Origin of the sequence: Serratia sp. CY32780, assembly GCF_052169135.1 — a bacterium.
GTDB classification, from domain to species: Bacteria; Pseudomonadota; Gammaproteobacteria; order Enterobacterales; family Enterobacteriaceae; genus Serratia; species Serratia sarumanii.
Map to the genome: position 1 here is coordinate 517,090 of NZ_JBJNLI010000002.1, position 11,560 is coordinate 528,649.

At 61.6% G+C, this 11,560-nt stretch carries 9 protein-coding genes and 3 tRNA genes; 3 read left to right on the forward strand and 9 right to left on the reverse strand.

Features of this window, described 5'->3' with window-relative positions:
- Positions 1-87: 87 nt before the first annotated feature.
- From miaA to nnr, 5 genes are read right to left on the reverse strand one after another with little or no spacing between them, the layout of a single operon-like run.
- Positions 88-1,029 (reverse strand): tRNA (adenosine(37)-N6)-dimethylallyltransferase MiaA, encoded by a 942-nt coding sequence (miaA, locus tag ACJ8HH_RS16005; RefSeq protein WP_004933679.1) that lies wholly within the window; start codon positions 1,027-1,029, stop codon positions 88-90.
- Entirely contained in the window at positions 1,022-2,905 is a 1,884-nt protein-coding gene (gene mutL / locus ACJ8HH_RS16010; RefSeq protein WP_048321234.1) for a DNA mismatch repair endonuclease MutL, read from the reverse strand. The genes miaA and mutL overlap by 8 nt, the downstream gene beginning before the upstream one ends.
- Before the next feature lie 22 nt (positions 2,906-2,927).
- Positions 2,928-4,760, reverse strand: a complete 1,833-nt coding sequence (gene amiB, locus ACJ8HH_RS16015) for an N-acetylmuramoyl-L-alanine amidase AmiB (RefSeq protein ID WP_060428805.1) — start codon at positions 4,758-4,760, stop codon at positions 2,928-2,930.
- 7 nt (positions 4,761-4,767) lie between these two features.
- Positions 4,768-5,238 carry a tRNA (adenosine(37)-N6)-threonylcarbamoyltransferase complex ATPase subunit type 1 TsaE gene (gene tsaE, locus ACJ8HH_RS16020; protein ID WP_033648706.1) on the reverse strand — a complete coding sequence of 157 codons (471 nt, stop codon included), beginning with the start codon at positions 5,236-5,238 and terminating at the stop codon, positions 4,768-4,770.
- A 10-nt stretch (positions 5,239-5,248) separates the two neighbouring features.
- Complete coding sequence (nnr, locus tag ACJ8HH_RS16025) at positions 5,249-6,763, reverse strand: bifunctional ADP-dependent NAD(P)H-hydrate dehydratase/NAD(P)H-hydrate epimerase (protein WP_060451787.1); 1,515 nt, start codon at positions 6,761-6,763, stop codon at positions 5,249-5,251.
- On the opposite strand from nnr, the gene queG reads away from it, so the two are divergent.
- Positions 6,762-7,901 (forward strand): tRNA epoxyqueuosine(34) reductase QueG, encoded by a 1,140-nt coding sequence (queG, locus tag ACJ8HH_RS16030; RefSeq protein ID WP_033648708.1) that lies wholly within the window; start codon positions 6,762-6,764, stop codon positions 7,899-7,901. The two genes, nnr and queG, sit on opposite strands and share 2 nt — an antisense overlap.
- Before the next feature lie 311 nt (positions 7,902-8,212).
- On the opposite strand, the gene ACJ8HH_RS16035 is transcribed toward queG, so the two are convergent.
- The 4 genes from ACJ8HH_RS16035 to orn form a co-directional block, all read right to left on the reverse strand.
- Positions 8,213-8,288 (reverse strand) — tRNA-Gly (locus tag ACJ8HH_RS16035).
- A 54-nt stretch (positions 8,289-8,342) separates the two neighbouring features.
- Positions 8,343-8,418, reverse strand: a tRNA-Gly gene (locus ACJ8HH_RS16040).
- Between the two features lie 66 nt (positions 8,419-8,484).
- Positions 8,485-8,560, reverse strand: a tRNA-Gly gene (locus ACJ8HH_RS16045).
- 189 nt (positions 8,561-8,749) lie between these two features.
- Positions 8,750-9,295 (reverse strand): oligoribonuclease, encoded by a 546-nt coding sequence (orn, locus tag ACJ8HH_RS16050; protein ID WP_033636776.1) that lies wholly within the window; start codon positions 9,293-9,295, stop codon positions 8,750-8,752.
- A gap of 240 nt (positions 9,296-9,535) precedes the next feature.
- Between orn and rsgA the strand changes: the two genes are divergently transcribed.
- Positions 9,536-10,585, forward strand: a complete 1,050-nt coding sequence (gene rsgA / locus ACJ8HH_RS16055; protein ID WP_033638924.1) for a small ribosomal subunit biogenesis GTPase RsgA — start codon at positions 9,536-9,538, stop codon at positions 10,583-10,585.
- Between the two features lie 76 nt (positions 10,586-10,661).
- The gene (gene asd / locus ACJ8HH_RS16060) at positions 10,662-11,555 is read left to right on the forward strand and encodes an archaetidylserine decarboxylase (protein ID WP_060451786.1); all 894 of its coding nucleotides are present in this window, start codon (positions 10,662-10,664) and stop codon (positions 11,553-11,555) included.
- Positions 11,556-11,560 lie beyond the last annotated feature (5 nt).

Here is an 11,560-nt window from a genome sequence, read left to right on the forward strand (position 1 = left end):
TTGTAACTAAGAACCTGTCGGCTCTAAAATAAACGACGTAAAAAATTTGCGCGCTGAATACTCAGCAATTGTACACAATCACCCAACCTATGCACTAACAACCTGTGTCACCGAGTCCAAAGCCTCTCCCGGCTTTTCACTGTCCAACCAATGGACCGACTCCCAACCCCGTAACCAGGTCATCTGGCGTTTAGCCAACTGACGTGTTGCGCAAATACCACGATAAACCATCTCATCGTAACTAATTTCACCAGACAAGTATGACCACATCTGGCGGTAACCGACACAGCGAATGGAGGGCAAGTCCGTATGCAAATCACCCCGTGCGAAAAGTGCACGCGCTTCCGTCTCAAAACCCGCCGCCAACATTTGATGGTACCGTAGCTCGATGCGTTGATGGATCAACTCACGGCTGGTCGGCGCTATCGCAAATTGGTGAACTTGATACGGCAACGATTCACCCGAAATTTTAGTCAGTTCCGTTAAAGTTTTACCCGAAATAAAAAAAACTTCCAGTGCTCTGGACAGTCTCTGCGGATCATTCGGATGAATTCTCAATGCCGCGACCGGATCGATCGCCTGCAACTGCCGATGCAACGCCTCCCAGCCCTGCTCCGCCGCTTGCCGTTCGATGCGCTCGCGCACCGCGGGATCGGCGGACGGCAGCGGCGACAATCCTTCCAGCAACGCCTTGAAATACAACATGGTGCCACCGACCAGCAGCGGAATGCGCCCGGCGGCGGTGATGTCGGCCATCTCCTTCAGCGCGTCGGCGCGAAACTCCGCGGCCGAGTAGGCTTCGGCGGGATCGCGGATATCGATCAGCCGATGCGGCGCCTGCGCCAATTCTTCGGCGCTCGGCTTGGCGGTGCCGATATCCATGCCGCGGTAAATCAGCGCGGAATCGACGCTGATCAGTTCCACCGGCAGGCGTTCGCGCAGCGCGATCGCCAGCGCGGTCTTGCCCGAGGCGGTCGGCCCCATGATGAAAATAGCCGGGGGACGTGGTGTCATTTCAGTGTCAGTCATGCTTGAGGGCCGCCAGTGCGGCCTGTAAATCAACGGGTTGTAAAAGTCCGCTCGGTGGCGATTTGACCAGCTGCGGGCAAAGTCGTTCAACGTCGGTCAACAATTGTATCGCTTGCGAGGTGTTCCACTGTTCATGTTCGCTGCCAAGACGGCGAGCGAGCCAGGTGGCCAGCACCGCGGGCGACATCTCCTGATGTTCGGCCAGATAGCCTAACAGTTCGGGTATCAGTTTTTGTAAATTTTGTTGGCGTAATGGTAAAGGCACTGCGCGCAGCGTCACACGGCCATGATCCGTCTGCAGATCCAGCCCCATCGCCACGAGCAGCGCCTGATGCCGTGCAATGGCCGCCGCTTCGCGCTTCTCCAACGTCAGCTTAATCGGGATCAGCAGCGGCTGCGGCCGCAGCCCTTCCGCCGGCGGGTTGAGCTGCGCCTGGCGCAGCCAGCGTTCGGCTACCGCCAGATTGAGCAACGCCGGCTGCTGGCGCTGCTCAATCAGCGCGTAGCACGGCGGATGGATCATCAACACCCGGCCAAAACTGTGTTGGCCGCCCGCCAACGGCGTTTCCGCTGCGGCTTTCGCCGGCGGGAACAGCGGCGGCTTGCTCGAAACTTCCGGCGCGGCATCGGCCTGCGGCTCGGCGGCGGGCTGCATCAGTTTACCGTACAGCTCGCCTTCGCGTTTCTGGTAACCGCCCGCCGTTTGCCAACCCGGCTGCGGCGCCCGCTCGCGGGCGGTGCCGGCCGGTGGCGGCGTTTCACGGCGCGGCGCAGGCTGAGAAAAATGGTTGCCGCCGGCGGCGATGCGGTTCTCCGGCTGCCAGACCGGCGCGGGCGCTTCGTCAGGCGTTTCCGCCAGCGGCAGCGGCGGCGTCTGACCGGCCTGCTGCAGCACGGTGGTTACCGCCTGGTAGATAAAATCGTGCACCAGCCGCGCCTGATGGAAACGCACCTCGTGCTTGGCGGGATGAACGTTGACGTCCACCTGGTGCGGATCGACCTCCAGATACAGCACGTAAGCGGGCTGCTGATCGTCCTTCAGCTGATCCTGATAGGCCTGACGAATAGCGTGATTGATCAAGCGATCGCGCATCATGCGGCAGTTGACGTAGCAATACTGCATTTCACCCAGCTGGCGCGCCCCGGCCGGATCCGCCACCCAACCGCGGATGCTCAAATCGCCGTGCTGCCAGTCGATGTTCAGCGCATGCTGCAAGAACGCCGGGCCGCAGATGCTGCCCAAACGGCGTTCGTGCTGGCTCTCTTCTTTCGCCGCCCGGTATTGGCGGATCGGTTTGCCGTTGTGGCTGAGGTTGATCGCCACATCGAAACGCGCCAGCGCAATGCGCCGCACCACTTCATCGATATGGCCGAATTCGGTTTTTTCGGTGCGCATGAACTTGCGGCGCGCCGGCGTATTGTAAAACAGATCCAGCACTTCCAGCGTGCTCCCGACCGGGTGCGCGGCGGGTTTGACGGTCACCGCCTGCTCGCGCCCTTCGGCATAGGCTTGCCACGCCTCGCTTTGCTCGGCGGTGCGCGACGTCAGGGTCAAACGGGAAACCGAGCTGATACTGGCCAGCGCTTCGCCGCGGAAACCGAGGCTGACGATAGCCTCCAGATCGTCGAGCGTGCTGATTTTACTGGTGGCGTGCCGCGCCAGCGCCAACGCCAGATCGTCCTTGCCGATGCCGCAGCCGTTGTCGCGAATGCGGATCAGCTTGGCACCGCCGCGTTCAATATCGATATCGATGCGCGTTGCGCCGGCGTCCAGGCTGTTTTCCACCAGCTCCTTGACGACCGACGCGGGGCGTTCAACCACCTCTCCGGCGGCAATCTGGTTGGCAAGCTGCGGCGGTAACACCTGGATAGGCATGCTGGCTCCTGTAGCGATGGCGCTAGGCCTGCGGAATGGTCAGCGTCCGATCCAGCGGCGCGACGTCCGACTTCAGATTATTGACCCGTTTCAGATCGCCGACGCTGACCCCGTAGCGAGAAGCGATGGAGGAGAGCGTATCCCCGCGGGCCACTTTATGTTTAGACGTTTTCTTCACCGGCGTTTTCGCCTTGGCGACGGTGGTGGTGACGGCGGCGGCTTTCCCCGCCGGCACCTTCAGACGTTGCCCTACCCACACGCCGTCTTTTTTCAGTTTGTTCAGATCCCGCAGCGCCGCCATGGTGGTGCCGTAGCTGTCGGCGATGCCGGACAGCGTTTCCGCACGCTTCACCACGTGGATCCGGGTCTTGCCGCTTACGCTGCGGCTCGCGCCGGCCGAGCTGACGATAGGCTCAGGCTGGCGCACGTCTGGTGTTGAGGTGTTAACCGCCGCTGCGACGTCCAGCGGTCGGTTTTCCACCTTTGGGTCGGCTTGCAGCGGATGCGCCAGGAAGTAGCTGCGCAGGCCGTTATGAATGGCTCTGGCAATCTTCTCCTGATACGCGCTACTGCCCAGCAGCCGCTCCTCCGTGCTATTGCTGATAAATCCGGTTTCCACCAGCAGCGAGGGAATATCCGGCGAACGCAGCACGCCCAGGCTGGCGTGTTCCGGCCGGCGTTTATGCAACGATCCGACACTCTGCAACTGCTGCAGCACTTTCACCGCCACGTCGTATCCCACGCGCTGCGAGTGGCCGAACTGCAGATCCAGCACTGCCTGGCTCAGGTAAGGGTCAGCCTGGCTGTTGGCCAGCAGATCGCCGGCGCCGCCGAGCAGCTCGGACTGTTTCTCATGCTGTTCGAGCCAGCCGGCCATTTCGCTGTTGGCGCGGCGATTGGACAGCACCCAGACGGAGGCCCCGCTGGCGCTGCGGTTTGGCGCGGCGTCGGCGTGGATAGAGACCAGCACGTTGGCGCCCTGTTTACGCGCCACATCGGAGCGCCCCATCACCGAGATGAAATAGTCGCCGGTACGGGTCAGCACCGGTTTGAACTGCGGATCGGCGTCCAGCATCGCCTGCAGGCGGCGCGCGATGGCGATGGTGACATTCTTTTCTTTCAGCCCGCTCGGGCCAATGGCGCCCGGGTCCTGGCCGCCGTGGCCGGCGTCGATCGCTACCACCACCCGATCGCCGGAACCGGCGGAAACGCGGCTGCTGCGCGGCGTGACCTCTGTGGCGGTGCCTGCGACCACGGTCTGTTTATTGGTGAAGGGATTCGATCCTGTCGGCGCTTTGCGCAGCGGCGGCTCCGGCGCTTCACGCACCGCGACCGGCGCCTGGCGCGGTGGCTGGCTGACCGTGACCGGCGCCTGACGCGGCGGTGGATTGACCGCAACCGGCGCAGGCGTTTGCACCGGCGCTTTACGCACCACGGTATTGGCGCCGCCTTCGGCCGTAATGGTGAACACCACGGTATGCACGCCGCCGTTCTGGCGGGTGGCGACGCGGGTTTTGGCGCGCTGGGTCAGATCAAACACCAGGCGCACGCTCTGCGCGTCTTTCGGCGCGCTGGAACGAATGCTTTTCACCAGGTTTTGCCCGCTGAAATTGAGCGGAAGACCGCCGACCTTGCCCTTCTGGTTAACGTCCAGCACCACGCGTTCCGGGCCGTGCAGCGGGAAAAACGCATAGTCCGGCGGGCCATTGAAGCTCACCGACACCGTCGCTTCGCGTTGGGCGTTGGACACTTTGATATCGGACAGCGAGGACGCCGCCAGCGCGTTCAGCGCGCCGAGCGGCCCCAGCACGGCGATCAGCATGATGACCGCAAATTTTTTCAACACGTGCGTCATTGCAGCATCATCCCTGTGATCCATGAATGCGGTCTAACAGCTGGCTGCCGTATGCGGAAATCGCCTCGATCTTCGCCTCTCGCCCCTCGCCCTGATAGCTAAGATGCAGCGCCAGATCCGGCTCCGGCAGCACGCCGGTGCCCTGCTGCGGCCATTCGACCAGGCAGATGGCGTCTTGCGCGAAGTAATCGCGAATACCCATGAATTCAAGCTCTTCCGGATCGGCCAGGCGATACAGATCGAAGTGATACACCGCCAGCGGCTGCAAGGCATAGGGTTCCACCAGCGTGTAGGTCGGGCTTTTGACGTTGCCCTGATGCCCTAACGCCTGCAGGAAACCACGGCTGAAGGTGGTTTTACCGGCGCCCAGGTCGCCGTAGAGATAGATGACGCTGGCGCGATCGCAGGCCTGGGCCAAAGTGGTGCCCAAAGCGACAGTCGCTGCCTCGTCCGGCAGAGGTAAAACGAGTTCTTTCATTCGATAAAGTCTATTTTGCCCACTCAGGGTTAACGAAATGAAGGATGTCCGGCAGTAAATCGGTCGCCAACATGCCTCTTGTTCCTTGTCTTTCCGCTACGCGATCGCCGGCCGCGCCGTGTACGACGCAGCCCGCACAGGCGGCATCATACAGCGAGAGCTTTTGCGCCAGCAAACCGCCGATGATGCCCGACAGCACATCGCCCATGCCGCCGGAGGCCATGCCGGCGTTGCCGACGTCGGCGATCGCCATCTGCCCCTGCTCATCGGCGATCAGCGTACCGGCGCCTTTCAGCACCGCCACGCCACCGTAGCGCGCCGTCAGCTTGCGCACGGCAAGTAAGCGATCACTCTCGATGTCGGCAGTGCTGCAGCTCAACAGCCGAGCAGCCTCTCCAGGATGCGGAGTCATCACGCGATTCTGCCGTTTCTCGGGATTTAATGCCAGCAAGTTCAGCGCATCGGCGTCCCACAAGGCCGGTTTATCGCTGGTTTGCAGCACGTTCAGGGCGTTTTTGCCCCACTCAGCCTGTCCCAGACCCGGGCCAATCACCAGCACATCCGCCCATTGCATCGCCTGCCGCAGCGTCGCCTCGTCCAGCGCCTGCGCCATCAGCTCAGGCCGGGCCGCCAACAGCGGCGCGACATGCTCCATGTGAGTAAGCACTCGCACCAACCCAGCCCCACTGCGCAGCGCCGCCTCTGCCGCCATGCGAATGGCGCCGCCGAACCCGCGATCGCCGCCCACCAACAGCAGGCGGCCATGCTCGCCCTTATGGGCGCAGGGACGGCGCGGATGCAGCCAACGCGGCAACACCTCGGCGGTAAGCCGCTGAATCTGCTCCGGTTGCTTCGCCAACCAACCCGATAAGCCTAGCGCATTCTGATGAAGTTGCCCGACCCAGTCGCGCGCCTGGCCGGTCAGCAACCCCGGTTTGAGGCCGATGAACGTGACGGTGTGAGCGGCACGCACGACCGCGCCCGGCGCCGCGCCGCTCTCCGCCAGCAGGCCGGACGGGATGTCAAGAGCCACCACCGGTGCCGAATGGCGGTTGGCGGCCTCGATCAGCGCCTCGTAGGGCGCACGCGGCGCACTGCCCAGGCCGGTACCTAACAGGCCGTCGATGATGAGAGAAACAGACGCCGGCCAGCGGCTGCTCGCCGGCAGAATGTCGCCGCCTGCGGCTTGCCAGGCCTCGCGGGCCGCTGCGGCCTCCGGTGGCAAAGGCCGTGCGCCGTCGCAGGCGATCAGCGTCACCTGCACGCCCGCCGCCTTCGCCAGGCGCGCCACCACATAGCCGTCGCCGCCGTTGTTGCCGTGGCCGCACAGCACCAGCCAGTGGTCGCGGGAGGGGTACGCGTTGCGCGCCAGCGCGTAGGCCGCCTGACCGGCGCGCTGCATCAAATCGTAAAGAGAAATACCGAGCGAGGCCGCCGCTGCAGGTTCCGAGCGACGGATCCAATCCGCAGGCCAGACAGAGTGTGGTAAACTGTCAGCGTATGCTTTTTCACTGTGGCCCGTCATGACGCACCCCCTCGATCTCCATCAACTCGCCCAACATATCAAGCAATGGGGGCAATCGCTAGGATTCCAGCAGGTTGGCATCTGCGATACCGATTTGAGCCTTGAAGAGCCGAAGCTGCAGGCCTGGCTCGACAAACAGTACCACGGCGAAATGGAATGGATGGCGCGCCACGGCATGCTGCGCGCACGCCCTCACGAACTGTTGCCGGGCACGCTGCGAGTGATCAGCGTACGCATGAACTACCTGCCGGCCAAGGCGGCATTTGCCAGCACCTTGCAAAATCCGCAGCTGGGCTACGTCAGCCGCTATGCGCTGGGGCGCGACTATCACAAGCTGTTGCGCCAGCGCCTGAAAAAGTTGGGCGATCAGATCCAGGCCTACTGCGGCGAGTTGAATTTCCGCCCCTTTGTCGATTCTGCGCCGGTGATGGAACGCGCACTGGCCGCCAAGGCGGGCATCGGCTGGGTTGGTAAACACTCACTAATTCTCAACCGTGAAGCCGGGTCGTGGTTTTTCCTCGGCGAATTGCTGATCGATCTGCCGCTGCCGGTAGACCAGCCGCAGGAAGAGCAGTGCGGCCGCTGCGTCGCCTGCATCACCACCTGCCCGACCGGCGCCATCGTCGCCCCCTATACCGTAGACGCCCGGCGCTGCATCTCCTACCTGACCATCGAGCTGGAAGGCGCGATCCCGGAGGAGTTCCGCCCGCTGCTCGGCAACCGCATCTACGGCTGCGACGACTGCCAGCTGATCTGCCCGTGGAACCGCTTTTCGCAGCTTACCGACGAAGACGATTTCAGCCCGCGCGCCGCGCTGCATGCGCCGCAGCTGATCGATCTGTTCAACTGGACGGAGGAAAAATTCCTGCGCATCACCGAAGGCTCGGCGATACGCCGCATCGGCCACCTGCGCTGGCTGCGCAATATCGCCGTGGCGCTGGGCAATGCGCCCTACGAGGACGGCATAGTGCTCGCACTGCGCACCCGTTTGGGCCAAAACGCCATGCTGGACGAACATATCCACTGGGCGCTGGCGCAACAGCTCGCCCGCCGCGAAGCGCAGGGCATCGAGGTGCAAACGGCGCAGAAAAAACGGCTGATACGGGCTGTGGAAAAAGGTTTGCCAAGGGATGCCTGACGGCGTGCGCCATTCGGACGTAGCGCCGGAAGACTCACTCTGTGGATTTGTGCATAAAAATAAAAACACGTTGTCTTTCAACTGCAACAAAAAGAGCAAGTGATCGGCATAACGTTTTGGGATAAATAAATAAACTTATAAATCAAATAGATAAATATTTAATTTGTATGACGTTGATTTTTCAGGCAGGCGAGTTTATGTGCAGAGGCTGTGGATAACTCTGTTCACAACATTTTTACCAGGCGTGTAAAACGGGACAAAAACCCGCGCCGGATAAGGCGTTGGATTTGAGTTTGAAACGAAGAGAAAATTGGAGCGGGAAACGAGACTCGAACTCGCGACCCCGACCTTGGCAAGGTCGTGCTCTACCAACTGAGCTATTCCCGCATTGAGATGCTTTTGGCATCCGGCCACCAAACACTGGCGTGACCTTTGAATTTTTGGAGCGGGAAACGAGGCTCGAACTCGCGACCTCAACCTTGGCAAGGTTGCGCTCTACCAACTGAGCTATTCCCGCGTCGCATAGGTACTGCTTGATACTGCTTTATTTATTCATCATGCCGCATCGCGACATTGTTGAATTTGGAGCGGGAAACGAGACTCGAACTCGCGACCCCGACCTTGGCAAGGTCGTGCTCTACCAACTGAGCTATTCCCGCCCGGCGTATCGATGGTGGAACGTTACGAAATTCTTCATCGGTACGGGGTGCGCATTATACGAGAAATCCTTTTTGCCGCAAGCCCCTGAAAGCAAAAAAACGCGATTTTTGTTTGATTGCCGATTAAAGCGCCAGATTGGCGAATTAAGCGGCTAAAACCGGCGTTTTCCCCGCAGAGGCCCTCGCACCTTAGAGCTGGATGAAATGTTCGCGGTAATACGCCAGTTCGGCCACCGACTCACGAATGTCGTCCAGCGCCTGATGGGTGCCCTGCTTTTTAAAGCCGGCGAGAATTTCCGGCTTCCAGCGGCGCGCCAGCTCCTTCAGCGTGCTGACGTCCAGGTAGCGGTAATGGAAGTAGGCCTCCAGCTCCGGCATATAGCGGAACAGGAAACGGCGATCCTGGCCCACGCTGTTGCCGCAGATCGGCGATTTGCCGGCCGGCACCCACTGCTGCAGGAAGGCTATCGTTTCCAGCTCGGCGGCGCGATCGTCCTGGCGGCTGGCTTTCACCCGCTCCACCAGCCCGCTGCCGGTATGGGTGCGCACGTTCCACTCGTCCATCAGCGCCAGCTGTTCGTCGGACTGATGCACGGCGATCACCGGCCCTTCCGCCAGGATGTTCAGGTTGGCGTCGGTGACCAGCGTGGCGATCTCGATAATACGGTCACGCTCGGGATCCAGCCCGGTCATCTCCAAATCGATCCAAATCAGGTTATTTTCGTTTCCTGTCATGATGTTTCCTGCCTAAAAGCCGAGAGAAAAACGCTGTGCGGACGAGACGGCGGTCGCCGCCGGTGGCGACGCGCCGCAGCCGACGGCTAACAACGGTTATTTAATATAAAATAGCGTGTATCATAGTCTTTTTGGTCGCCCTGGGCGACATATACCCCGACGGGTTCAAGGCTGCGGCCGGGGAAGGCCCCAACCGCCGCCGTACGTGTAAAGGTATAAAATCGAGTCAAGTGAGGCGCAGTGAGTAAGAACAAACTGTCCAAAGGTCAGCAACGCCGCGTGCAGGCGAACCATCAGCGCCGTCTGAAGCGCGCTGATAACAAACCGGAACCGGATGATTCCCAACTGGGCGAGCCGCAGGAAGGCGTCGTCATCAGCCGTTTCGGCATGCACGCCGACGTTGAGGCGCCGGATGGCACTCAGCACCGCTGCAATATCCGCCGCACGCTGCGTTCGCTGGTCACCGGCGATCGCGTGGTGTGGCGCCCCGGCCTGGGCGCCCATGAAGGGGTGAAAGGCATCGTGGAAGCGGTGCACGAACGCACCTCGGTGCTGACGCGCCCGGACTTCTACGACGGCGTGAAGCCGATCGCCGCCAATATCAATCAGATCGTCATCGTGTCGGCGATCCTGCCCGAGCTGTCGCTGAACATCATCGATCGCTATCTGGTGGCCTGCGAAACGCTCGAAGTCGAGCCGCTGATCGTGCTCAACAAAATCGACCTGCTGGACGCCGAAGCGCGCAAGCTGGTCGACGGCATGATGGATATCTATCGCAAGATTGGCTACCGGGTGCTGGAAGTCTCCAGCCAGACGCGGGAAGGCATGGCGGAGTTCGAACAGGCGCTGGCCGGGCGCATCAGCATCTTCGCCGGCCAGTCCGGCGTCGGCAAATCCAGCCTGCTGAATGCGCTGCTGCCGCCGTCCGAAGAGCAAATTCTGGTAAATCAGGTTTCCGACGTATCGGGCCTCGGGCAACATACCACCACCGCCGCGCGGCTGTACCATTTCCAGCACGGCGGCGACGTGATCGACTCCCCGGGGGTACGCGAGTTTGGCCTGTGGCACCTGGAGCCGGAACAAATCACCCGCGGATTTGTCGAATTCCGTGATTATTTAGGCGGTTGCAAATTCCGCGACTGCCGCCACGATACCGATCCCGGCTGCGCTATCCGCGCGGCGATGGAGAAAGGCGATATCGCGGAAGAGCGTTTCGACAACTATCACCGCATTCTGGAAAGCATGGCGCAGGTGAAGGTTCGCAAGAACTTCACGGACGCCGCAGACTGACACTGACGGGCGGGCATTGACGACGGCGAGGCCCTCGTTACAATGCGCGCCCTTTACCCTGATTCACGAGGTTAACGTGCTGGATAGCATCAAGATTAAATTGCAATATTGGCTACCGAAGCTGGCGCTGACCCGCCTGGCGGGCTGGGGCGCCGACAAACGGGCCGGCTGGCTGACCCAACTGGTGATCAAGGCCTTCGCCCGCTTCTACCGCGTGGACATGCAGGAAGCGCAAAATCCGGACCTGGCGTCTTACGCCACCTTCAACGACTTCTTCGTGCGCCCGCTGCGCGAAGGCGCACGCCCAATCATCGCCGACGCCAACTGGCTGGCGCTGCCCGCCGATGGCGCCATCAGCCAGCTCGGCCCGATCCGCGACGATCAAATCTTCCAGGCCAAAGGCCATCACTACAGCCTGGAAGCGCTGCTGGCCGGCAACTACCTGCTGGCCGAACCGTTCCGCAACGGCCTGTTCGCCACGACCTATCTGGCGCCGCGCGATTACCACCGCGTGCACATGCCATGCGCCGGCGTGCTGCGCGAAATGATCTATGTGCCGGGCGATCTGTTCTCGGTCAACCCGCTCACCGCCGCCAACGTGCCTAACCTGTTCGCGCGCAACGAGCGCGTGATCTGCGTGTTCGACACCGACATCGGGCCGATGGTGCAAATTCTGGTCGGCGCCACCATTGTCGGCAGCATCGAAACCGTTTGGGCCGGCACCGTCACGCCGCCGCGCGAAGGCATCATCAAACGCTGGACCTACCCGGCCGCCGGTGAAGAGAGCGCCATCGCGCTGGAAAAAGGCGCCGAGATGGGCCGCTTTAAGCTTGGCTCCACGGTGATCAATCTGTTTACCGCAGGTAGCGTGCAGCTCGCGCCGCAGTTGCAAAACGGCACCGTCACCCGCATGGGTGAGGCGTTCGCCGAAATACCGGCCGCCGCTGAAACACCACAGACCCCGCTCTAAAGGAA